The sequence below is a fragment of the Burkholderia sp. FW306-1C-G01B genome (genome assembly GCF_058781685.1).
The window spans coordinates 1-23635 of sequence record NZ_JBYSWZ010000026.1 but is presented as its reverse complement, the minus strand read 5'-3'; the positions used below and the strand labels follow the sequence as shown (position 1 = coordinate 23635).

General features: G+C 68.4%; 21 protein-coding genes, 1 pseudogene and 1 riboswitch. Of the genes and pseudogenes, 2 read left to right on the top strand and 20 right to left on the bottom strand.

From position 1 onward, the window contains the following. Positions 1–66: 66 nt before the first annotated feature. Both AC3WLY_RS34290 and AC3WLY_RS34285 read right to left on the bottom strand, forming a co-directional pair. Positions 67–1209, bottom strand: a complete 1143-nt coding sequence (locus tag AC3WLY_RS34290; RefSeq protein WP_034183922.1) for a branched-chain amino acid ABC transporter substrate-binding protein — start codon at positions 1207–1209, stop codon at positions 67–69. A 443-nt stretch (positions 1210–1652) separates the two neighbouring features. Next, positions 1653–2732, bottom strand: coding sequence for an NAD(P)H-dependent flavin oxidoreductase (locus AC3WLY_RS34285; RefSeq protein WP_175964140.1), 1080 nt, complete (start codon positions 2730–2732; stop codon positions 1653–1655). Between the two features lie 247 nt (positions 2733–2979). Here AC3WLY_RS34285 and AC3WLY_RS34280 point away from each other — a divergent pair, with 247 nt between their 5' ends. Then, positions 2980–3672, top strand: coding sequence for a dienelactone hydrolase family protein (locus AC3WLY_RS34280; RefSeq protein ID WP_175964141.1), 693 nt, complete (start codon positions 2980–2982; stop codon positions 3670–3672). An 81-nt stretch (positions 3673–3753) separates the two neighbouring features. Beyond that, on the top strand, positions 3754–5232 hold the full coding sequence (locus AC3WLY_RS34275) for an amidase (protein ID WP_111017775.1): 1479 nt from the start codon (positions 3754–3756) through the stop codon (positions 5230–5232). 72 nt (positions 5233–5304) lie between these two features. Here the strand turns inward: AC3WLY_RS34275 and metF are convergent, their stop codons facing one another. The 18 genes and pseudogenes from metF to AC3WLY_RS34185 all read right to left on the bottom strand — a co-directional run. Continuing rightward, positions 5305–6135, bottom strand: a complete 831-nt coding sequence (gene metF / locus AC3WLY_RS34270; RefSeq protein WP_072443130.1) for a methylenetetrahydrofolate reductase [NAD(P)H] — start codon at positions 6133–6135, stop codon at positions 5305–5307. Between the two features lie 13 nt (positions 6136–6148). Then, positions 6149–6502, bottom strand: coding sequence for a phage holin family protein (locus AC3WLY_RS34265; RefSeq protein WP_011882923.1), 354 nt, complete (start codon positions 6500–6502; stop codon positions 6149–6151). Positions 6503–6662: 160 nt separating this feature from the next. Beyond that, the gene (gene ahcY, locus AC3WLY_RS34260; RefSeq protein ID WP_310139441.1) at positions 6663–8081 is read right to left on the bottom strand and encodes an adenosylhomocysteinase; all 1419 of its coding nucleotides are present in this window, start codon (positions 8079–8081) and stop codon (positions 6663–6665) included. Positions 8082–8113: 32 nt separating this feature from the next. Then, positions 8114–8241: riboswitch (S-adenosyl-L-homocysteine riboswitch) on the bottom strand. Between the two features lie 76 nt (positions 8242–8317). Further along, positions 8318–9052, bottom strand: a complete 735-nt coding sequence (locus AC3WLY_RS34255; protein ID WP_085041358.1) for an RNA polymerase sigma factor FliA — start codon at positions 9050–9052, stop codon at positions 8318–8320. A gap of 22 nt (positions 9053–9074) precedes the next feature. Further along, positions 9075–9893, bottom strand: a complete 819-nt coding sequence (locus tag AC3WLY_RS34250) for a MinD/ParA family ATP-binding protein (protein ID WP_492310481.1) — start codon at positions 9891–9893, stop codon at positions 9075–9077. Continuing rightward, positions 9886–11682 carry a flagellar biosynthesis GTPase FlhF gene (gene flhF, locus AC3WLY_RS34245; RefSeq protein ID WP_492310482.1) on the bottom strand — a complete coding sequence of 599 codons (1797 nt, stop codon included), beginning with the start codon at positions 11680–11682 and terminating at the stop codon, positions 9886–9888. The genes AC3WLY_RS34250 and flhF overlap by 8 nt, the downstream gene beginning before the upstream one ends. After that, complete coding sequence (flhA, locus tag AC3WLY_RS34240) at positions 11679–13778, bottom strand: flagellar biosynthesis protein FlhA (RefSeq protein ID WP_175962775.1); 2100 nt, start codon at positions 13776–13778, stop codon at positions 11679–11681. Before flhA ends, flhF begins: the two co-directional genes overlap by 4 nt. An 82-nt stretch (positions 13779–13860) precedes the next feature. Then, a complete protein-coding gene (flhB, locus tag AC3WLY_RS34235) occupies positions 13861–15066 on the bottom strand; it encodes a flagellar biosynthesis protein FlhB (protein WP_310139432.1) in 1206 nt (401 codons plus the stop codon). Between the two features lie 335 nt (positions 15067–15401). Next, entirely contained in the window at positions 15402–15782 is a 381-nt protein-coding gene (locus AC3WLY_RS34230) for a DUF805 domain-containing protein (protein WP_175962788.1), read from the bottom strand. 782 nt (positions 15783–16564) lie between these two features. Next, on the bottom strand, positions 16565–17062 hold the full coding sequence (locus tag AC3WLY_RS34225) for a VOC family protein (protein ID WP_034183909.1): 498 nt from the start codon (positions 17060–17062) through the stop codon (positions 16565–16567). A 167-nt stretch (positions 17063–17229) separates the two neighbouring features. Then, positions 17230–18480 (bottom strand): DUF3443 domain-containing protein, encoded by a 1251-nt coding sequence (locus AC3WLY_RS34220; protein WP_175962772.1) that lies wholly within the window; start codon positions 18478–18480, stop codon positions 17230–17232. 16 nt (positions 18481–18496) lie between these two features. Beyond that, positions 18497–19000: a DUF2844 domain-containing protein gene (locus AC3WLY_RS34215; protein ID WP_492310483.1), complete on the bottom strand. Its 504-nt coding sequence runs from the start codon at positions 18998–19000 to the stop codon at positions 18497–18499. A 258-nt stretch (positions 19001–19258) separates the two neighbouring features. Then, positions 19259–19990: a protein phosphatase CheZ gene (gene cheZ / locus AC3WLY_RS34210; protein ID WP_175962771.1), complete on the bottom strand. Its 732-nt coding sequence runs from the start codon at positions 19988–19990 to the stop codon at positions 19259–19261. A 1-nt stretch (position 19991) separates the two neighbouring features. Then, complete coding sequence (cheY, locus tag AC3WLY_RS34205; protein ID WP_034183905.1) at positions 19992–20387, bottom strand: chemotaxis response regulator CheY; 396 nt, start codon at positions 20385–20387, stop codon at positions 19992–19994. A 67-nt stretch (positions 20388–20454) separates the two neighbouring features. Continuing rightward, the gene (locus tag AC3WLY_RS34200; protein ID WP_175962770.1) at positions 20455–21546 is read right to left on the bottom strand and encodes a protein-glutamate methylesterase/protein-glutamine glutaminase; all 1092 of its coding nucleotides are present in this window, start codon (positions 21544–21546) and stop codon (positions 20455–20457) included. Beyond that, entirely contained in the window at positions 21543–22331 is a 789-nt protein-coding gene (cheD, locus tag AC3WLY_RS34195) for a chemoreceptor glutamine deamidase CheD (RefSeq protein WP_492310484.1), read from the bottom strand. Before cheD ends, AC3WLY_RS34200 begins: the two co-directional genes overlap by 4 nt. Beyond that, entirely contained in the window at positions 22328–23320 is a 993-nt protein-coding gene (locus AC3WLY_RS34190; RefSeq protein WP_425133552.1) for a CheR family methyltransferase, read from the bottom strand. Before AC3WLY_RS34190 ends, cheD begins: the two co-directional genes overlap by 4 nt. 3 nt (positions 23321–23323) lie before the next feature. Continuing rightward, positions 23324–23635 (bottom strand): annotated as a pseudogene (locus AC3WLY_RS34185) (methyl-accepting chemotaxis protein); the annotation flags it as partial.

The following is a 23635-nucleotide window of genomic DNA, read 5'->3' as shown; positions in this document are numbered from 1 at the left end:
CAAAAAGAAAGCGCGCATGCGTTGCCGCATGCGCGCTTTCGCCCCTACTGTTGACCGCCTGTTGCGTTACATCTTCACTTCGTCGAGCAGCGACTTCTTGCCGCCCTTGTAGTTGTACAGCGAGATCACGCCGTGCTGCAGGTCGCCCTTCGAGTCGAAGGTCGTCGTGCCGATCACGCCCGTGTAGTTCGTCGCCGGCATCGCCGCGAGAATCTTCGCCGGGTCCGCCGAGTTCGCGCGCTTCATCGCGTCGGCGACGATGTACACGGCGTCATACGTGAACGGTGCGTAGATCTGGATCGGCTGGCCGAAGCGCTTCTCGTACTTCGCCTTGAACGCGCCGCCGCCCGGCATCTTCTCGAGCGAAGCACCGGCTTCCGAGCACACGACGTTGTCGGTCGCGTCGCCGGCCAGGTCGGCCAGCTTTTCCGTGCACACGCCGTCGCCCGCGAGAATCTTCGCGCGCAGGCCGAGCTGCTTCGCCTGTTTCGCGAACGGGCCGCCGGTGGCGTCCATGCCGCCGTACATGATCGCGTCCGGATTCTCACCCTTGATCTTGGTCAGAATCGCACGGAAGTCGACCGCCTTGTCGTTCGTCGCGTCGTGCGACATCACCTTCAGGCCGAGCGCCTTCGCCTTCTTCTCGAACTCGTTCGCGAGACCCTGGCCGTATGCGGTCGAATCGTCGACCACCGCCACGCTCTTGATGCCCTTCGAGTGCGCGTAGTTCGCGAGTGCGGGGCCCTGCTGCGCGTCGGTCGCCACCACGCGGTACGTGGTCTTGAAGCCTTGCTGCGTGTAGGCCGGGTTGGTCGCCGACGGCGAGATCTGCACGATGCCCGCATCGCTGTAGATCTTCGAGGCCGGGATCGACGTGCCCGAATTCAGGTGGCCGATGACGGCGACGACCTTGTCGTCGACGAGCTTCTGCGCAACCTGCGTGGCCTGCCGCGGGTCGGCCGCGTCATCCTGCGGGTCGAGTTGCAGCGTGATTTTCTGGCCGCCGACCGTGAGACCCTTCGCGTTGATCTCCTCGACTGCGAGACGCGCACCGTTTTCGTTGTCCTTGCCCAGGTGTGCAATGCCGCCCGTCAAGGGCGCGACGTGGCCGATCTTGACGACTTGATCGGCGGCAGCGTTGCTTGCAGCTGCAACGCACAGCATCGCCGCTGCGGTGATCGGCAACAGCTTCTGCATTTTGATATTCATGTAAGTCTCCAGTTTCGGTCCCAATAAACGCCATCGCCCGGTGCCCCGCTGCCATCCCTGTGTTTGCAATCACTGGACGATTCGCCGGTTGCATCGTTTATGCACTTGGCCTCAAGCACGTGTAAACAGCCGCTTTTAGCAACCGCCCGTCCGTACTTGCGCGCAAGTGTAGGTGATCAAATTAATTTGTGGGACTTTTTTGGGGTAGTGGTAACACTACCGATATGCGCACTTTGGAATGATGACTCGAAAGCCGCCGCAAGCCCCGCCGGATAAGGGTTTCCGCTAATTTTCGGCAGCTCGCCGAAAGGTCGCTTCAAAGGATTCCCGAGGCATTTCGATTCGGTATTTTGTGCCCGTGATCATTGAATGAAACGCGCGTGACAACACGCGCGTTTCGTCGTTCGATATGAACGGTTCAGGCGGTCGATGAAACGACCCGTTCAGGCCGCCGACGCGCGCCATTCGGCGTCGAGCGCAGCGACGAGCTGCGACGTCGTCGGCGCAGCGCCGCGCCGCCGTGCGAGCGGCGCGCCCTGCCCGGCCCACAGCGACAGGTAGTCGCCGTCGTTCGCGCGCGCGGCGGCCTGGCGCAGCGGCTGCGTCAGCGCGTTCTGCACCGGGTACGGCGCGGCGTCGGCCACGCGTTCGCCGAGCCGCGCCATCAGCGCGTTGCGCAACCCGCGCGCATGGCGGCCGGTGATCGCGCGCGTGACCTGCGTCGACGTATCCGCGCTCGCCAGCAAGCGTGCCTTCCAGTCCGCCGCGATCGCGCTTTCCGTGCAGGTGAGGAACGCGGTCCCGAGCTGCGCGCCCTGTGCGCCAAGCGCGAGCGCGGCCGCGATTCCGCGGCCGTCCATGATGCCGCCCGCGGCGAGTACGGGCAGGCCCGTCGCGTCGACGAGCTGCGGCACGAGCGCGAACGTGCCGATCAGCGCGTCTTCGGCGGCGCCGATGAACGTGCCGCGATGGCCGCCCGCCTCGGCGCCCTGCGCGGACAGCGCGTCGGCGCCGGCCGCCTGCCACGCGAGCCCTTCGGCCACGTGCGTCGCGGTGCCGATCACGTAGGTGCCGGCGGCCTTCAGCCGCGCGACGTCGGCCGCGTCGAGCACGCCGAACGTGAAGCTCGCGACCGGCACGCGCAGCGACACGAGCGCATCGAGCTGTGCGCGGAAGTCGGGCGCGTAGCGCGCGGGCGCGGCGCCCGGCGGCAGCCCGAGCGTCGCGTTCAGCGGGTCGATCGCCGCGAGTGCGCGCGCGATGGTCGCCGCGTCGGGCGCGGCGTCCGGCAGCACGAACAGGTTGACCGCGAACGGGCGATCGGTCGCCGCGCGGATCGCCGCGACTTCGGTCGCGAGACGATCCGGCTCAAACGCGCCGGCGCCGAGGCTGCCGAGCGCGCCGGCGTTCGATGCGGCGACGACCATCGCGGCCGTGGTCGCACCGACCATCGGCGCCTGCACGAGCGGCAGGCGCAGGCCGAAGCGTTCGGAAAAGGGCGTGGAATACGGACAGGCAGGCATGACGAATCCTTCGATGACGATGCGCGAAAGCGCTTTGTAAAAGCCGGCACATCGACTCTATCGAAGCGGCTCGTCGCCGAAAAATGAATAATCGAGATCGAAACGATCGCTGCGCGAGAAGCGGGCGTGCGCGGCGGGCGCACGCGTTGCGCGTGCCCTGCAACACCAGACGATTGGTGGCACACTAGGCCGCCCTCTTCCACCCCGGGGCGCGCGCGGCGCTCCCCGTTCGCCAGGAGTTCAAAACGTGACTGCCCAATGGATCGACATCCCGACCGGTAACGACAGCTTCGGCGGCTATCTCGCGCTGCCCAAGCGCGGCAAGGGCCCTGCCGTCATCATCATCCAGGAGATCTTCGGCGTGAACTCGCACATCCGCGCGGTCGCCGACCAGTACGCATCCGACGGCTACGTCGCGCTCGCGCCGGACGTGTTCTGGCGCACGCAGCCGCGTGTCGAGCTGACCTACGAAGGCGCGGATCGCGACAAGGGCATCGAGCTGTTGAAAAAGACCGACGTGGGCCTCGCGGTCGCTGACATCGGCGCGGCGGCCGACGCGTTGCGCGCGCGCCCCGAAGTGGCCGGCAAGCTCGCCGCGATCGGCTACTGCTTCGGCGGCCAGCTCGCGTACCGTGCGGCCGCGGCCGGCAAGCTCGACGCGGCGGTCGCCTATTACGGCGGCGGCATCCAGAACGCGCTCGATCTGGCCGGCAAGGTCACGCAGCCGATCCTGTTCCACTACGCGGAAAACGACCACGGGATCCCGCTCGCGGCCGTCGATCAAGTCAAGGCCGCGTTCGCCGGCCGCGGCCACGCATCGTTCCACGTGTATCCGGGCGCCGAGCACGGCTTCAATTGCACCGATCGCGCGTCGTACAACCAGCGCGCGGCGGCGCTCGCGCACGGCCGCACGCTGACGTTCCTCGCCGAGCACCTGTAAAAACGCCCCGCCGCGGGCCCATCGCGCCGGGCCCGCGTTATTCTCCCTTCATCGCCACGAGTCACAACGGGGGTGACAGCGATGCACTCGGACTATCTCGCGCATGACGCGATCGGCCTCGCCGCGCTCGTGCGCGACCGCAAGGCCAGCCCGCGCGAATTGCTCGACGCCGCGATCGGCCAGGCCGAAGCGGTCAATGGCGCGATCAACGCGATCGTGCTGCAGGACTACGAAGCCGCTCGCCAGCGTGCGGCCTCCGCGCCCGAACCCGGCGCCGACGCACCGTTCGCGGGCGTTCCGTATCTCGTCAAGGATCTCGGCGCGGCGGTCGCCGGGCTGCCGCTGTCGATGGGCAGCCGGCACTACCGGTACTTCGTGCCCGGCGACGATTCGCCGGTGATCGCGCGCAGCCGCGCGGCGGGCCTCAACGTGTTCGGCAAGACCAACACGTCGGAGATCGGCCAGATGCCGTACACGGAACCCGAACTGTTCGGCGCGTGCCGCAACCCGTGGAATCTCGACCACACGCCCGGCGGCTCGAGCGGCGGCGCGGCGGCGGCCGTCGCGGCCGGCATCGTGCCGCTCGCGCATGCGTCCGACGGCGGCGGCTCGATCCGCATTCCGGCATCGTGCTGCGGGCTGTTCGGCCTGAAGCCGAGCCGCAACCCGATGCTCGTCGACCAGCCGTCGAACGGCGAGCTCGTCGTCCAGCATGCGGTCTCGCGCAGCGTGCGCGACAGCGCGCTGCTGCTCGACGTGACGACCGGCCAGACGCTGCCGCACGGCGCGCCCGGCACGTTCCTCGGCGAACTCGATACGCCGCCCGGCCCGCTGCGGATCGGCCTCGTCGTCGATCCGATGCTCGCGCCGGCGCTCGCCGACGACACGCGCGCGGCGCTCGACGACGCAGCCGCACTGCTCGAATCGCTCGGCCACCATGTCGAGCCGGCGACGCTGCACGTCGACTACGCGCGCGCGGCCGAAACCTTTCTCACGCTGTGGGCGACGATCGCCGAGGAGATGGTGCTCGGTGCGCGCGCGCTGACCGGCCGCGCGCCGCGGCGCGGCGAATTCGAAGCGGCGACGTGGGCGATGGCCGTGGTCGGCCGGCGCCTCGCGCGCACGCGCCTGCCGGACGTGCTCGAATGGCAGCGCCAGCTGACCGTGCAGGTGGCCGGCCTCGTGTCGCGCTACGACGCGATCCTGTGCGCATCGCTCGCGGGGCCGCCGGTGAAGATCGGCGAACTGCAGCCGACGCCGTTCGAATCGGCGCAGATGAAGCTGCTCGCCGCGCTGCCGGTGAAGCCGCTGCTGAAGGAAATGCTCGCGAAGTCGTCGGAGAAGGCGTTCGCGTGGGCCGGCTGCACCGAGCTGTTCAACCTGACCGGTCAGCCGGCGATGTCGGTGCCGCTCTACTGGAACGCGCGCGGGCTGCCGATCGGCGTGCAGTTCGCCGCGCGCCACACCGACGACGCGCTGCTGCTCAGGCTCGCGCGGCAGCTCGAACAGGCACGGCCGTGGTTCGACCGCCGCCCGCCGCTGATGCAGGCACAGCGCTGACGCAAGCATCGAAAAAAAGCCCCGCCGGCAAGACCGGCGGGGCTTTTGCGCATGCAAAACGCGCGGCGGCGCTTACACGGCGAGCCGTTCGCAGATCGTCCGCGTCGCGGTCGCTGCGTTCAGCGTGTAGAAATGCAGCCCCGGCACGCCCGCGTCAATCAGGCGGCGGCACAGATCGGTGACGACATCCGCGCCGAACGCGCGGATCGCGTCGCGATCGTCGCCGAAGCTCTCGAGCCGGCGCGCGATCCAGCGCGGCACTTCGGCGCCGCACATCTCGGAGAAGCGCATCAGCTGCGAGAAGTTCGTGATCGGCATGATGCCCGGCACGATCGGCACGTCCACGCCCAGCTTGCGTACATCGTCGACGAAGCGGAAATACGCGTCGGCGTTGAAGAAGTACTGCGTGATCGCGGAATTCGCGCCGGCTTTCACCTTGCGCGCGAAATTCTCGAGATCGGCCTTCGGCGAGCGCGATTGCGGGTGGTACTCGGGGTAGCCTGCGACCTCGATGTGGAACCAGTCGCCATGCTCGGCGCGGATGAAGCTGACGAGCTCGGACGCATAGCGCAGCTCGCCCACCGCGCCCATCCCCGACGGCAGGTCGCCGCGCAGCGCGACGATATGCCGGATGCCGTGCGAGCGGTACTGGTCGAGGATCGCGCGCAGGCTGTCGCGCGACGAGCCGATGCACGACAGGTGCGGCGCGGCCTCGAGGCCGTCCTTCTGCATGTCGAGCACGGTATCGAGCGTGCCCTGCTGCGTCGAGCCGCCGGCGCCGAACGTCACGGAGACGAATTTCGGCTTCAGCGGCAGCAGCTGCGCACGGGTTGCGCGCAGCTTTTCGACGCCGTCCGCCGTCTTCGGCGGGAAGAATTCAAACGAGAGTTCGATCGGTTTCATGATTCGAAAGGAGTCAGCCGATGTCGCGCTGGCCGAAGATCAGCGCGGACAGCAGCCAGGACACGATGCTGTACAGGATCGAACCGAAGAACGCGGACCAGAATCCCGACACCTCGAAGCCCTTCAGCAGCGACGACGCGAACCAGAAGCACAGCGCGTTCACGACGAGGATGAACACCCCGAGCGTGACGATCGTGACGGGCAGCGTCAGCAGGATCAGCACCGGGCGGATCACCGTGTTGATCAGGCCGAGCACGACCGCGACGATCAGCGCGGTGCCGAAGCTCTTGATGTGGATCGACGGCACGAGGTACGTGATGATCAGTAGCGCGAGCGCGTTGATGACCCAGGTGAGGATGACGCTCATGGAGTGCTCCGGTTCGGTTGTCGATCTGTGCGATCAGTGGCCGCCGCCGGCCGCCGCGCGCACCCGAAGGCGCAACGCGAAGGCCGGCGATCCGGCGCCGTGCCGCCGCCGCACCGTGTGCCCCGAAGCAGGGCGCGCACGGCACGGCGGCGGCGGCGCATCAGTAGCGGTAGTGGTTCGGCTTGAACGGGCCGTCCTTCTGCACGCCGATGTACGAAGCCTGCTCGTCCGACAGCACGGACAGGTTCGCGCCGATGCGCGCGAGGTGCAGGCGCGCGACCTTTTCATCGAGATGCTTCGGCAGCACGTACACCTTGTTCTCGTACTCGCCGCCGCGCACGAACAGCTCGATCTGCGCGAGCGTCTGGTTCGCGAACGAGTTCGACATCACGAACGACGGGTGGCCGGTCGCGCAGCCGAGATTCACGAGGCGGCCTTCCGCCAGCAGGATCACGCGCTTGCCGTCCGGGAAGATGATGTGGTCGACCTGCGGCTTGATGTTTTCCCACTGGTACTGGCGGGTCGACGCGACGTCGATTTCCGAGTCGAAGTGGCCGATGTTGCAGACGATCGCGTTGTGGCGCATCGCCTTCATGTGATCGTGGTTGATCACGTGGTAGTTGCCGGTCGCCGTCACGAAGATGTCGGCCTTGTCGGCCGCGTATTCCATCGTCACGACGCGGTAGCCTTCCATCGCCGCCTGCAGCGCGCAGATCGGATCGATTTCGGTGACCCACACGGTCGCACCGAGGCCGCGCAGCGACTGCGCGCAGCCCTTGCCCACGTCGCCGTAGCCGGCAACGACCGCGACCTTGCCCGCGATCATCACGTCGGTCGCGCGCTTGATGCCGTCGACGAGCGATTCACGGCAGCCGTACAGGTTGTCGAACTTCGACTTCGTGACCGAATCGTTCACGTTGAACGCCGGGAACGGCAGGCGGCCGTCCTTTTCCATCTGGTACAGGCGGTGCACGCCGGTCGTGGTTTCTTCGGTCACGCCCTTGATGTGCGCGAGGCGCTTCGAGTACCAGGTCGCGTCGATGTCGAGGTGCTTCGCGATCGACTTGTACAGCGCGACTTCTTCCTCGTTGGTCGGCTTCGCGATCACCGAACGGTCCTTCTCGGCCTTCGCGCCGAGGATCAGCAGCAGCGTTGCGTCGCCGCCGTCGTCCAGGATCATGTTCGCGAATTCGCCGTTCGGCCATTCGAAGATACGGTGCGAGAACTCCCAGTATTCGTCGAGCGATTCGCCCTTGAACGCGAACACCGGCGTGCCGGCTTCGACAATCGCGGCCGCTGCGTGGTCCTGCGTCGAGAAGATGTTGCACGAGGCCCAGCGAACGTCCGCGCCGAGCGCCTTCAGCGTCTCGATCAGCACGCCCGTCTGGATCGTCATGTGCAGCGAACCGGCAATGCGCGCGCCCTTCAGCGGCTGCTGCGCCTTGTATTCGTCGCGGATCTGCACGAGGCCCGGCATTTCGGTCTCGGCGATGTTCAGTTCCTTGCGGCCCCAGCCGGCCAGCGCCATGTCGGCGACGACGTAATCCTTGGAAGCTTGCGAATCGATAATGGCGTTCATCACGCCCTCCTTTCTAAAAAAGTTCTAGATTGGTGACGTGAGCGCCGTTCAGGAAGCGGAGCCGGCGCGACGGTCGCGAAACGCGCGCCGCACGGCTGCTTGGTGAAGCCTTCCGAGCCTGGCGGACGCAGAGTGGTCCGTCGCAACGCTCCTCGGAAAACGGGAGGGATTGTAGCAAATCGGCGCGCAAAATGCGCAAGCGCGCGGCGTCGGCGCGCGTTGCCGTCTGGAAAGGGTCAGGACTCCGCGCCGACCCACGCCTGTTCGCGCAGCCGCGCGCGCAGGCGCGCGACGGCCTGGCTGTGCAGCTGGCACACGCGCGATTCGCTCACTTCGAGCACCGCGCCGATCTCGCGCAGATTCAGACCCCGTTCGTAGTACAGCGACATCAGCAGCTTCTCGCGTTCCGGCAGCCGCTCGATCGCCTCGACGAGCGCCTCGCGCAAATGCTCGTCGAGCAGCGACGACAGCGGATCGGCGTGATCGACGCGATAGCGGTCGAGGAACGGCTCGTCGTCGGCCGCGCGGTCGAAATCCTCGTAGTAGATGAGCTGGCTGCCGTGCAGGTCCTGCAGCATCCCCTGGTATTCGTCGAGCGGCATGTTCAGGTGCTGCGCGATCTCGGTCTCGCTCGCCGAGCGGCCGAGATGCTGCTCGACCTGGTGCACCGCGTGCTCGACCTCGCGCGACGTCTTGCGCAGGCTGCGCGGCAGCCAGTCGTTGCTGCGCAGCTCGTCGAGCATCGCGCCGCGGATGCGCTGCGTCGCGTAGGTCTCGAACTGCGCGCCCTGGTCTTCCTTGTAGCGGCCGGCCGCGTCCATCAGGCCGATCATGCCGGCCTGGATCAGGTCGTCGAGGTCGACGCTCGCCGGCATCTTCGCGACGAGCTGCAGCCCGAGGCGACGCACGAGCGGCGCATATTGCGCGAGCACGTCGGCCTGGGACATCTTTCCTTGAGCGTTGTACATCATGGCTCTCTCCTTCCGGTAGCGCTCACGCGGCGTGTGCCGCGCCCGCCTGATACGACGGCTTGCCGCCCGCGTGGACGGCGCGGTCCGCACCCGAACGCGGGCGCATCGGCCAGTACAGCAGGTCGGCGGCAATCTGCCGGTAGTCGCGCGCGGCCGCCGCCGACGGGAACGCGTCGACCACCGCATGCGTCAGCTCGCGCGCGTGTTCGACGAGCGGATCGGCGCTCACGCAGCCCGCGTCGGCAATCGACACCGTCAGGTAGCGGCTTGCGACGCCCGCGAGGTTGTCGAAGGCCGTCTTCGCATCCGCATGGCTGCCGACGTGATTGGTCAGCACGCGGAACTGCGCGAACGCGTGCGCGAAATGCAGCCGCTTCATGCACGCGTACGCCTCGGTGATCGCCTGCGCGGCGACCCGCGTGACGACCAGCACGTCGTGCGCTTCGCGTGCGAGCGCCGAGAACGAGCCGTCGGCGCCGAGCTGCGCGTCGACGAGGACGATGTCGGCCGGGCCGTCGATGAAGTCGCTCAGTTGCGTGTCGCTGTAGCCGGCGCGCGCGAGCCGCGCGGCCGCGCACAGGCCGAAGCCGGCGGCCACCCGCGTGCGCTCGCCGTCGCGCAGCCACGCGCCCGCGAGCGTCGCGCTGGCCGAATGCACGTCGGCGCGCTCGTCGACGACGAGCACATCCTTGCCGAGCGACGCGAGCGCCGCCGCCAGGTTCACGATGGTGGACGTGCAGCCGACGCCCGCCGGCCCGCCCGTCACCGCGACGATGCGCGACGCGCGCCCGGCCAGCAAGCGCCGCAGCCCTTCGGCCTGGTCGATGATTCGTTTATCCAAATCGCACCTCGTGCAGCTCGGCGGTGGAACGTGCGGTCAGTGCGGAGAGCAGCGTCGGCATGTCTTCGTCTTGCGGCACGAAGGGCGAGCCGTCGCGCGGCACACAGAACGCGCTCTTCAGCAGGAACTTGGTCGATGCGACATACAGGTTCTCCGGCACCTTCTGGCCGGTCGACACGTAATGGACCGGCAGCTTGTAGCGGATCACCGTGTCGAGCACGCCGCCGAGGTGGGTCGCCTCGTCGAGCTTCGTGAGGATGCAGCCGGCCAGGTCCGGATGCTCGCCCGCGCTGCGGTACGCCTGCACGACTTCGTTGAGCGTGTCGCCGTGGCTCGTCGCGTTGAGCAGCAGCAGGCGCTGCACCGGTGCGTTCGCGCCGTGCAGCATCGCGATCTGGTCGGACACCGCGCGGTCGCGCTGGCTCATGCCGATCGTGTCGATCAGCACGATGTGCTTGTTGCGCAGTTCGGACAGCGCGAGCGCGAGATCGCCCGCATCCTTCACCGCGTGCACCGGCACGCCGAGGATCTTGCCGAAGATGCGCAGTTGCTCGTGGCCGCCGATCCGGTAGCTGTCGGTGGTCAGCAGCGCGACCTTGCTCGCGCCGAAGCGCATCACGCAGCGCGCGGCCAGCTTCGCGGTGGTGGTGGTCTTGCCGACGCCCGTCGGCCCCATCAGCGCGAACACGCCGCCGCGCTCCATCAGCGCGTCCTCGCTGTCGAGCACCGGCAGGTTCGCCGCGAGCACCGACTGCGCCCATTCGACGGCCTGCTCGAAGGTCTGCGCGCCGTCGCCGGACGGCAGGTTGTCGACGAGCATCCGCACGAGCTGCGCGGACAGGCCGGCCGCGAACAGGTGCTTCGTCAGCGCGCCGTGCACGGCGCTGCGACGCTGGCGGTCGTGCCACATCAGGCTGTCGAACTGCTCTTCCATCATCCCGCGCAGTTCGCCGAGTTCGTGCATCACCGTGTCGTTGACGATTCGTTCGACGCGCGATTTCACCGCATCGGCCACCGCGGCGGCGGTATCGGCGGACAGGCGCGTGCGCTCGGCCGCTTTCGCGGCGTTCGCGGCGTTCGTGTCGGGCTTGCGCGGGGCAGCAGCCGGCATCCGGCGTTCGGCATCGCGCACGATGTCGCGTGCCCAGTCGGGCGACGATGCGCTCGCGGCACCCTGCGGCGCGAGTGCGCTCGCTTGCGGCGCGGCGGGCGTCGCCTGCGTGCGCGCGATCAGCGCGTCGCGCTGCTGCGTCAGGCGCTTCGCGTGCTCGACGAGCCACGGCGCGGGTTCGGAAGCGGCGGCCGGCCATCCGGCGGCCGGCGTACCGGGGGCCGGCCATCCGGGGGCCGGTGCGGCGGTCGACGGCGCAGCCGCAGCCGCTGCGTCCGCGTCGAGCGTCGAAGGTTGCGCCGCCGTCTCGTCCGCGTCGTCCGTTTCGTTCGCTTCGGCACTTGCGCCGAACACCGACGAAAACACGTCCGGCAGCCCGCCATCGCCCGCCGCATACGGATTGACGCTCGGGCGCGCGAACGCGGCGCCCGGGCGCGACACGATGCCCGGCACCGCGGCGGCCGGCACGGATTCCGGCACGCGCGGCGCGGCGATCCGCGGCCGTGCGGCGGCCGGCGGCGTCACCGCGGCCAGGTCCGAATCGGCCAGTGCAACGATTTCGACGCTGCCGTCATCGAGCGTGCGGTTCGACAGCACGACCGCGTCGGCGCCGAGCGCCTCGCGCACGAGACGAAGCGCGTCGCGGCTCGTTGCGCCGGTGAATTTGCGAATGTTCAAGCGGAACCCCCGATGACGTTAACGACTTTGATCGTGCGTGTGTCCGGCACTTCGGCATACGACAGCACTTTCAATTGCGGCAGGCTGCGGCGCAGGAAACGCGCGAGCATCGCGCGCAGCGCGTGCTGCACCAGCAGCACGGGCGGCAGCCCGAGATTCTGTTGACGCAGCATCGCTTGCTGCGTGCCGGTCAGAAGGTTGTGCGCGAGGCCGGGTTCGAGGCCCGGATTCGCGCCGGTGGCGAGCGCCTGCGACAGCACGCGCTCGAGATTCGAGTCGAGGCCCATCACCTGCATCTCGCCCGCGCCCGGATACCACTGCTGCGTGATCGCGCGGCCGAGCGCGAGCCGCACCGCGGCGGTGATCTCGAACGCGTCGCCGCGGCCCGCATGTTCGGACACGGCCTCGAGGATCGTGCGCATGTCGCGGATCGGCACGCCTTCCTCGAGCAGGTTCTGCAGCACCTTCTGCAGCGTCGTCAGCGAGATCGTCTTCGGCACGAGGTCCTCGACGAGCGACGGCGCGTCCTTGCCGGTGCGCTCGACGAGCGCCTGCACTTCCTGGCGGCCGAGCAGCTCCGCCGCGTGCTGGACGACGAGATGGTTCAGGTGCGTCGCGACGACCGTGCTCGCGTCGACCACCGTGTAGCCGTACACCTGCGCCTGTTCGCGCAGCGCGACGTCGATCCACACGGCCGGCAGCCCGAACGCGGGATCCTGCGTCAGGGCGCCCGGCAGCGCAGCCGTCACCTGGCCGGGGTTGATCGCGAGCCACTGGCCCGGGAACACTTCGCCGACGCCGATCTCGACGCCCTTCAGCGCGATCCGGTATGCGTTCGGCCGCAGTTCGAGGTTGTCGCGGATATGGATCACCGGCGGCAGGAAGCCGATTTCCTGCGCGAATTTCTTGCGGATGCTCTTGATGCGCTTGAGCAGCTCGCCGTCGCTGTTCTTGTCGACGAGCGGGATCAGCCGGTAGCCGACCTCGAGGCCGAGCGGGTCGATCAGCTGCACGTCGTCCCAGGTCGCCTCGTGGCTGTCGGACGGCAGCGCGGCGGGCGGCGCGATGTCGGTCACGTCGCCGGCCGCCTTGCGGGCCGCCGCGCGCTTCGTCTGCGTGCGGGCCAGCCAGATCGCGCCGCCGCCGAGCGCGAGGAACGCGAAGTGCGGCATCCCCGGGATCAGCCCCATGATCACGATGATCACGCCGGTGATCGTCAGCACGCGCGGGTTGGTGAACAGTTGCCCGGTGATCTGCGTGCCGATGTCCTCGTCGGTCGCGACGCGCGACACGATCACGCCGGCCGCGGTCGAGATCACGAGCGACGGGATCTGCGCGACGAGGCCGTCACCGATCGTCAGCAGCGTGTAGTTCGTGCCGGCCGCCGCGAAGCTCATGTCGTGCTGGACCATCCCGACGATCAGCCCGCCGATCACGTTGATCGCCATGATGATCAGGCCCGCGATCGCGTCGCCGCGCACGAACTTCGACGCGCCGTCCATCGACCCGTAGAACTCGGCTTCCTGCGACACGGCCAGGCGGCGCTTGCGCGCCTGTTCCTCGTTAATGAGGCCGGCGTTCAGGTCGGCGTCGATCGCCATCTGCTTGCCGGGCATCGCGTCGAGCGTGAAGCGCGCGGACACTTCGGCGATCCGCCCCGCGCCTTTCGTGATCACCATGAAGTTGATGATCATCAGGATCACGAACACGACGATGCCGACCGCGAAGTTGCCGCCGACGAGGAAGTGGCCGAACGCCTCGATCACCTGCCCGGCCGCGTCGGGGCCCGTGTGGCCCTCGAGCAGCACGACGCGCGTCGACGCGACGTTCAGCGACAGGCGCAACAGCGTCGAGAACAGCAGCACGCTCGGGAACGCCGCGAAGTCGAGCGGCTTCATCGTGTACATGCTGACGAGCAGCACCATCACCGACAGCGCGATGTTGAACGTGAACAGCAGATCCAGCAGCATCGGCGGCAGCGGCAGGATCATCATCCCCAGGATCATGCAGATGAGGATCGGGCCCGCGAGCGCGCGCAGGTTGGTGCCCGCGAACGGGTTCGTGCGCTTCGCGAACAGGCCGGTCGGGGTGCTCATGCTGCCTCCCGCCGGGCCGCCCCAAGGGAGGCAGTCGCCCCCTTGGGGGGCAGCGAACGAATGTGAGCGTGGGGGCTAATCATCACGAGGCTCCTTGCGCGCCTTGCGTGCCGAGCGTGTCCTCGGCTTCCTCGCGCTCATCGTCGGCGGGCACCGACGTGCCCTTGTCGAGTTCGGCCGGCACGTCGAGATCGACCGGCACCGCGGGGAACGCGCCGCCTTCCGAACGGAAGCGCTTGAGCTGGTAGACCCACGCGAGCACTTCGGCGACGGCCGAGTACAGCGAGCCGGGAATCTCGCGTTCGATTTCGACGTTGTGATACAGCGCACGCGCGAGCGGCGGCGCCTCGAGCAGCGGCACGTTGTGCTCGGCCGCGAGTTCGCGGATGCGCGCGGCGACGAGGTTCACGCCCTTCGCGACGACCTTCGGCGCGCGCATCTCGCCGTCCGTGTATTGCAGCGCGACAGCGAAGTGCGTCGGGTTCGTGACGACCACGTCGGCCTTCGGCACGGCCGCCATCATCCGGCGGCGCGCGATCGCGCGCTGCTGCTGGCGGATCCGCCCCTTCACGTGCGGATCGCCTTCGTTCTCGCGATGCTCGCGCTTCACTTCTTCCTTCGTCATGCGCAACTTCTTGTTGTACTGCCAGATTTGGTAAGGCACATCGAGCGCGGCGACCACCAGCATCCCGGCGACCGTCGTGCCGCAGCACACGGCGACGAGATGCAGCGCGTCGGGCAGCGCCGCGCCGAGCGGCTGCGTCGCGAGGCCGAGCAGTTCGTCCTTGCTGCGCCAGATCGCGATGCCGCCGATCCCGCCGACGACCAGCGTCTTCGCGAGCGACATCCCGAGCTGGATCGGCCCCTGGATCGAGAAGATCCGGCCGAGGCCCGAGATCGGGTTCAGGCGGTCGAACTTCAGCTCGAAGGTTTTCTGCGAGATCAGCCAGCCGCCGAGCGCCATCGGCGCGAGCAGCGCCGCGAGGCCGGTGAGCGCGAGGATCGGCAGCAGCGCGGCGAAGCCTTCGAGGCTCGCGCTGCCGGCCGCCGACAGCATCCGGTTCGTGTCGAACGCGGTTGCACGATCGAACGTGAACGCGCCGCGCAGCATCGCCTGCAGATGCGCGCCCGACGGGCCCGCGAGCAGCCACGCGCCGTAGAACCCGGCCGCGAGCAGCGCGAACGAAGCCAGTTCGCGCGAACGCGCGACCTGCCCCTCCTCGCGCGCCTTCTCGCGGCGTCTGGGAGTGGCGGCTTCGGTCTTGTCGAGATCGCTCTCGTCTGCCACGGGGCCTCCAGTCGGGTACGGCGGAATGCCGCTTTCCAGTGACACCGATTATTCATGGAGGCGTCAAACGCCGATCGGTCGAGCAAAGCCGGGAAAGGGGGGTATTTCGGGGAATCGGGCGAGCCGGTGCGAACGAGGCTGGATGGGGGACGGAGCGGCGCGCGACGCGGTGCGATGCGGCGGAAAAACACGGCGATCGGCGCAACGGTGGAGCGAGGTTTCCGGCAAGGTTCCCGGACGGGACGGTGGCGGAGTGAAGCGGGGAACGGTGAAGCGGAGAAAACGAGGAAGTCAGGCCCCGACGCGACGGCATCGCGCGTCGGGGCAGGCGGCGCTCAGGCCGCCGGGATCGGATCCGAGCCGAAGCGGTTCGGGCCTGCGGTGCCGCGCGAGCACATCCACACGAGCAGCAGGATGGGGCCAACGACCGGAATGAGCCCGAGCAGCAGGAACCAGCCCGAGCGGCCCGTATCGTGCAGGCGGCGCACGCTGACCGCGATGCCCGGAATGATCAGCGCCAGCGAAATCAGGAAGATCGCGCCCAGCAGCAGCAGCGCGATCAGGCCCGCGTCGCGGCCGATCGCGCCGAGCACCTGGGCGGCGACCGAAAGAATGCAGCTCAGCAGCGCGAAATACCAGTATTCGGCACGACGCGCACGGCCTTCGAATTTCGCGTATTGATTGAGTACGGAACGAACAGCCTCGGAAAAATTCATTTTATTACCCTCCTGTTTTATATTGGCGACCCCGGAAACAACGCGGGAATTATATGTTCGAATTTCGACAGGCTCCATCTCTTTTCGCATACCGGCCAAGCGAAACCCCGTCGCACCGGCTCGGAACGGCTGTCACAGCGTAATGCGGCGCCGCCGGCTTGCATGCCGCGTCATTTTAATAATCGTGAAAATCTGACAGAAACCACACCTTCAGATAATCCGGCGTTTGATTACAACCGAATGAATCCCGACGCGATCGATAATCGATCCGGTCGTGCGGCATTCGATTTACCGGCCAACCGGCATGACGCGAGCGCGCCAGTCGCGCTACCCTTCGCCATTCCCGATCCCGCTCGCATCGCACCGTATTCCGTCATCCGCTCGCTCCGCTGCTGTCGCTCGCCTGCGCGCTCGCCGCCGGCTGCGCGGGCAAGCCGGGTACGCCCGACCTGCCGCCCGGTGCGCAGGCGCCGGACGCGCCGCATCCCGGCACGATCGTCGTGCGATATGCGTGGAACGGGGCGACGCAAACCTGGCGCGCACAGGATGTCGCCGCGAGCTTCGCGTTCCGCTGTTTCGACGCGCATGGCCAACCCACGGAACGCACTCGCGCGGCCTGGTGCGTGCCGGTCGTCGAGATCGAATCGGTGTCGGTCGATGCCGGCGGGCGCGCCGTCGCGCCGGCCGACTCGGCGCGCATCGAAAGCACCGCGTATGGGCCCGGCCGCCGCTTTCCCGACCATACGACGGCGGTAAGCACCGGCCGGCCTTCGGTCCAGGCCCTAGCCGGCCGCTGCCCGCTGCAGCGCGCCGAGATCGAGCTTCTTCATCGTCATCACCTGCGCCATCACGCGCTCGGCGCGCGCCGGATCGCCCGTCATCAGTTCGGACATCTGCACGGGCACAACCTGCCACGACACGCCGAAGCGGTCGCGCAGCCAGCCGCACTGCTGCGCGCGCTCGTCGCCGCCTTCGGACAGGCGCGCCCAGTAGCGGTCGATCTCGTCCTGGTCGCGGCAGTTGACGACGAACGACACGGCCGGCGTGATCTGGAACACGGGGCCACCGTTCAGCGCGACGAACGCCTGCCCGTCGAGCTCGAACGCAACCGTCATCACCGTGCCCTCCGCCTGTCCGGACGCATGCGCGCCGGCCTTGCCGTAGCGCGCGACGTGCACGATGCGCGCGTTGTCGAACACCGACACGTAGAAACCGGCGGCCGCCTCGGCGTCGCGGTCGAACCACAGGAACGGCGTGATGCGTTGTATGCGGGGGCTCATGGCGCTGTCTCCTCGATGTCGTGCCGGCACCGGTGCCGGTTTTACATCGTAGGCGCTGCGCGCGCGCACGGCGGCGATCCGATCCGTAGTTCGCGCGCGGCCTCCCGACAAAAAAAAGGGGGGCGATCGCTCGCCCCCCCCTCTTTGCTGCCTGCGGCCGTGCCGCGTCAGAACGCGACGAAAGGCGCCGCGCCGCCGCTCGAGCGCTTGTCCATTCCGAAGTAGATCGTCTTGCCGTAGAAGTGCGGCATGCCGATGTCGAGCCATCCGGGCGAACCAAACGGGCCCGCGATGTCGTTGAACGCGAACGTCGACGCGTTCGAGAACAGCGTATCCGCGTTCGCGACGGGCATCGACACGGTGCCGCTCGCGCTGTTCTGGCCGGTCAGCGTCGCCGTATAGGTGGTCGTCGAGGACGGGCAGTAGAACTGCGAGTTCCTCGAACAGACCGTCTGCGACGAATCGTTGAAGAAATACGCGTTCGAGCCGGTATCGAAGAAAGCCGTCACCGTGCTGCCGAGGAACGACGCGCTGACGTCGCCCGTCGTGGTCGACGTCATGACGGTCGACGCACCGAGCCCGTTGTTGCCCTGCGTGCCGATCCCGAAGATCAGCAGGCCCTTCGCGCTGGCCTGCCCGCTGCTCGAGATGTTCGGCATCTGCACGATCACGCCGTTGTTGTCGGTCGCGAAATGATGAACCGGGTTGGCCACCTGCTGCGCGACCGGCACGAGCGCGACCGCGCAACTCGCATTGCCGTTCGGGCACGCGTAGTAGTTGTTGTTCGACGACGTCGACGTCGCGCAGGTCGTACCGCAGTCGACCGGCGCCGGCCCGATGCCGAGGATCCCGTTCGCGCCGAGCGCGCTCGCCGAGTTGGCCGACGCGCCGCCGTTCGTGCACGAGCTCGGCACGCTCGTCGTGCCGAGGTCGCCGATGATCTGCACGGGCAGCGAGTTCGCCTGTTCGGTACCGATCGACAGGTCGACCGTGCGCACCGAGCCCCACGTGTAGCTCGACACGAACTTGCCGCACTCGGCGACCGGCGCGCCGCCGCTCGTCACCTGCGGCAGGTTGCCGAGCACGCCCGACACCGCGCTGCCGACGAGCCGCAGCCCATAGGACGCGGTATCGACGAGCACGTTGCTGACCACCTGGCAGTTCGACGTGCCCGGCGCGCAGACCTTCACGTTGACGGTCGGGATGTTGATCACGTTCGCAACGCCGGTGCCGACGGTGATGACGGCCGTGTTCGCGGTATTGCCGTCCGACACGGTCGAACCGTTGCCGTTACTGCCGCCGTTGTTGCCGGAGCTGCCGCCGTCATCGCCGCCGCCGCATGCCGTCACGAGCACGGCCGTCGCGGCCGCGAGGCCCAGCACGCCGAGCCAGCGCTTGAATGTACGAGGAATTCTCAAGATCGCTCTCCCGCTGTCACTGGATGTCGTTGCCGGCGAGGCCGGCAGGCAGCGCCGCCGGCAGCCACGCCTGGCCCGAGAACGCGCCCATGTGGCCGCCCGTCCGGATCACGAGGCCGCTGGTGTAGACGGACACGGGCGCACGCCAGCCGCGCGCCGCATGCGCCGCCTGGACGCCGGCGGTGTACTGCGGGAAATAGCTGCCGAGCAGCGATGCGAGATCCGGCATCGTCGGCCCGCGCCATGCGAGGCCGAACACGCTGCCGGCGGCCGACGTGTATTCGTGGATGACGGTGCCCGATCCGAGCGTGATCTCGCGAACGGTATAGGCGGCCGTGCTCGTCTGCACGCCGTCGGCCGAACGCATCGCGCGCTGCATCGCGCGCACGGTTGCAGCCCGATCGTCCGCCGGCGGCGACATCGGCGCGCCGCCCAGTTCCGCGTGTGCGTGGACGGTCCACAGCACACCCATTGCAGCCGTCGCGTGTGCGACGGCCCAGCCCAAGCGTTTCAGCTTCACGTTCCCCCCCAAGGGACTGGCTTCGTTGCCGGCGGCGCAGCCATCGTGCCCGCGCCACCGGTCAACATATGAATTCGTACGAATGACGCTCCATTACTGCTGACGCGTAGTATGCCTGCTGAGTGTGTCTAAGTGTCAATTCGACGCAGCCCGAACAGCGCGCGCGTGCGCGGCGAGCGTGGGAAAACGTGGCGGGAACGGCGTGACGCGCATCGGGCGGCCCCGCGGAACGGAGCGCGCCGATGCACTGCAGCAAGCTCAGAAGCCCAGGCTCGCGAGCAGGTCGTCGACCTGCCCCTGGTCCTGGACCACGTCGGACTTGCCTTCCGGCGCGATCTGCGGGCCGTTCAGCAGCGACTCGGGGCTGCCGGTCGAGCTCATCTGCTCGGCCGCCAGCGCGGCCGCGGTGGCCGCGAACTGCTCGCGCCGCTCGGGTGCAATGTTCTCGACGAGCACGGTGAGGAGCTGCTGCTCGATCAGGTAGACCATGTCCATGATCTTCTTGATCACCTGCCCGGTCAGATCCTGGAAATCCTGCGCGAGCATGATCTCGAGCAGCTGCGCGCTGGTCGCCGACGCCGACTCGGGCAACGTGCGCAGGAACGTGCGCGTGTCGTCCATCAGCTCGCGCACTTCCGCGTGCTCGATCGGCGCCGCATACCACTGCGCCCAGCGCGTGTCGAGCGCCTCGGCCTCGTTCTGGATGCGCTCCTGCATGGGCTTCGCGATCTCGATCGCGTTCAGCACGCGCACGGCGGCCTGCTCGGTCATCGTCGCGACGTAGCGCAGCCGGTCGCGCGCATCGGGCACGGCTTCCGCCGCGCGCTCGACATGCTTGTCGAGCCCGAGCTCGCGCATCGAATCGCGCAGCGCGCGCGTGACCTGGCCGATGCGCGCCAGGATCCGGTCGCTCGCGAGATCGGCGCCTTCGGGGTGGCTGTCGGCGCTGAACCCCGCGCCGGCGAGCGCCGCATGGATCGGCTCGTTCACGTCAGCTCCCGGTCTTCGCCATCTTGTCGATGATCTTGTTCAGCTTCTCGTCGAGCGTCGCGGCCGTGAACGGTTTCACGACGTAGCCGCTCGCGCCCGCCTGCGCGGCCGCGATGATGTTCTCCTTCTTCGACTCGGCCGTGACCATCAGCACCGGCAGGTGCGTGAGCGTCGCGTCCGCGCGGATTTCCTTCAGCATCGCGAGGCCGTCGAGGTTCGGCATGTTCCAGTCCGAGATCACGAATTCGAAGCCGCCGCCGCGCAGCCGCGCGAGACCGGCCGCACCGTCCTCCGCTTCGTCGACGTTCGTGTAGCCCAGTTCCTTGAGCAGATTGCGGACGATCCGGCGCATCGTCGGGAAATCGTCCACCACCAGGATTTTCATGCTCTTGTCCATCGTCGTTCCTTTCCAGATTCGTTTCCGTCGGGACGCGTATCGTGGCACGCGCCCCGTGACATTCCATTCACACGCGCTGCACGCGATCGCCCATCGTTGCCAGTCGCGCCATCACGCGGCGGCTCATGTCGGCGAGCGGCACAACCTCGTCCGCACCGCCGAGCGCGATCGCCTCGCGCGGCATCCCGAACACGATACAACTCGCTTCATCCTGCGCGAACGTGTAAGCGCCCGCGCGTTTCATTTCCAGCAGGCCGGCCGCGCCGTCGCGGCCCATCCCGGTGAGGATCACGCCGATCGCGTTCTTGCCCGCGTGCGTCGCCGCCGAGCGGAACAGCACGTCGACCGACGGGCGGTGACGGTTCACCGGCGGCTCGTCCGACAGTTGCGCGATGTAGTTCGCGCCGCTTCTCGCGAGCAGCAGGTGCGCATGGCCCGGCGCGATGTACGCGTGGCCCGGCAGCACGCGCTCGCCGTGCTCGGCTTCCTTCACCGAGATCCGGCACAGGCCGTTCAGCCGCTGCGCGAACGATTTCGTGAAGCCGGGCGGCATGTGCTGAGCGATCAGCACGGCCGGCGCATCCGGCGGCAGCGGCGTCAGCACCTCGCGGATCGCCTCGGTGCCGCCCGTCGACGCGCCAATGATGATCAGCTTCTCGGTACTGACGAGCGGGTTGTTGATCATCGGCGCGGCCGGCTGGCTGTCCGCCGTGCGCGCGGCGGCCTGCGGCTGCGGCGCCTGGCGCACGCGTGCGCGCGACGCCGCGCGGATCTTGTCGGCGAGCTTTTCCGCGTAGTCGAGCATCCCGTCGCGAATCCCGACGCGCGGCTTCGTGACGAAATCCACCGCGCCGAGTTCGAGCGCGCGCAGCGTGATCTCCGAGCCGCGCTCGGTCAGCGACGACACCATCACGACCGGCATCGGCCGCAGGCGCATCAGCTTCTCGAGGAAGTCGAGCCCGTCCATGCGCGGCATTTCGACGTCGAGCGTGAGCACGTCGGGGTTGTGCTGCTTGATGAGCTCGCGCGCGACGAGCGGATCGGGCGCGGTCGCGCACACCGTCATGTCGGGCTGGCTGTTGATGATCTCCGTCATCAGGCTGCGGATCAGCGCCGAATCGTCGACGCACAATACTTTGATCTTCTGCACTGCGGTCATGCCTCCTGCTTTTTCGATAGGTTCCCCGCGTACGCGCTTCCGGCGCCCGGGCTCCCGGCATACGGGTTCGCCGCCCGCACGCCGGCGGCACTGCCCGCGCTGCCGGTGCCGCCCGGGCTCGCGCCGCGCGCGCCGAACAGCTCGATGCGCGGGCGCGCCGGCTGCGGCGCGGCCGGCCGCTTCGCCGCGAACAGCTCGACGTGCGCGCGCGACCGTGCGGCGCGCTCGGCCTCGCGCGCGAGCGCGGCTTCGCGCTCGGTGACGCCCGGCACCTGCAGCCGCAGCTTCTTCACCATCGCGCGCCCCGTGTGCGGCATGAACGCGACCTTGCGCGGGTGCACGCCCTGCAGGTCTTCCGCCGTGATGCGGATGCGTTCGAGCGCGAGGTAGCGGCGCACGAAATCCGCGTTGCGATCGCCGATGTTGATGGTCGTCATCCCGGCCAGCACGGCCGCGCCGCCGAACACCTTCGCCTCGATGCGCTCGCGGCGCCCGCCGGCCTTGATCAGCTCGTTGATCAGCACTTCCATCGCGTACGCGCCGTAGCGCATCGATTCCGACGCGGCCGCGCCCGGATCGGCGCCGTCGTCGGGCAGCATGAAGTGGTTCATCCCGCCGATGCCCGCGTACGGGTCGTGCAGGCACGCGGCGACGCACGAGCCGAGCACGGTCATCAGCACCATGTCCTCGGACGTCGTGTAGAACTCGTTCGGCAACAGCTTCACGCCGGGACGGCCGAAGTGGTTGTCGAAATAGCGATTGGTCGCGATCGGCAGTGCGCTCATCCGCGATCTCCATAGGCGGGCGCGGCGTCCGCGGCCCGTGCGGGCACGCGCGACGGCATGGCGGCCGCCGCAGGCGCCTGCGCGCCACGCGGCCGCGCACCCTGCGCGGCGTCGCGAGTCAGTTCGTACACCGTCTGCCCGCGCAGGCGGAACGCCTGCGTGACGTACGTGAAGTTTTCCGAATGGCCGGCGAACAGCAGCCCGCCCGGCTTCACGAGCGGCTCGAAACGCGACAGCACCTGCCCCTGCGTCGGCTTGTCGAAATAGATCATCACGTTGCGGCAGAAGATCGCGTCGAACGGCTTCGCGATCCCGTAGTCCGCATCGGTCAGGTTCAGCTGCTCGAAGCGGATCATCGCGCGCAGCTCGGGGCGCACCTTCACGCGGCCGGCCTGCGCGCCCGTGCCCTTCAGGAAAAAGCGCTTCAGCCGCTCGGGCGCCAGGTGCTTGACCTGGTCGTACGTATAGATGCCGGCTTCCGCCTTCGCGAGCACCTGCGTGTCGAGATCGGTCGCGAGGATCGACGCGCCGCGCGCCGCCGATTCGCCGAGCGCCTCGATCAGCGTGATCGCGATCGAGTACGGCTCCTCGCCGGTCGACGCCGCCGAGCACCATACCGATACGGGCGCCGGCCGCCCCTTCACGAACGCCGACAGGATCGGGAAGTGATGCGACTCGCGGAAGAACGCGGTCAGGTTGGTCGTCAGCGCGTTGGTGAACGCTTCCCACTCGAGCGGATCGTCTTCCTGCTCGAGCAGGTCGAGGTAGTCGCGGAACGTGTCGAGGCCGCGCGCGCGCAGCCGCCGCGCGAGACGGCTGTACGCCATGTCGCGCTTGTGCTCGGACAGCGAGATCCCCGCGCGTTGGTGGATCAGCGCGCGGATGCGGGCGAAATCCGCGCCGGTAAACGCGAAGTCGCGCCCCGGCTCGCCCGCGCGAGGCGAGGCATCCGGTGCATCGGGTCGAAACGGCGCGCGCGCGTTCGGCATGGCTTAGAAGGTCTCCCAGTCGTCGTCGGACGTGCCGGCCGCGGCCAGCGCCGGCTTCTCGCCGTTCAGCGCGGGGCGCACGAGCGCGGGCTTCGCGGCCGGCTTGTCCGCCGGGGCGGCGGCCGACTTCGCGAGACGCGGCCCGTAGCCGCCTGCAGCGGCGCCCCGGGACGCGGGTGCTTCCTTCTGCGTACGCGCATCGGGGTCCGCCGCGCGCTTCGGTTGGCTTGCGCCCGCTGCGCCCGCCGCCGCCGACGTGGCCGCATGCGACGCCGGCGCGGCACGCCGTGCCGGTTGTGCCGCAGCCTGCGGCGC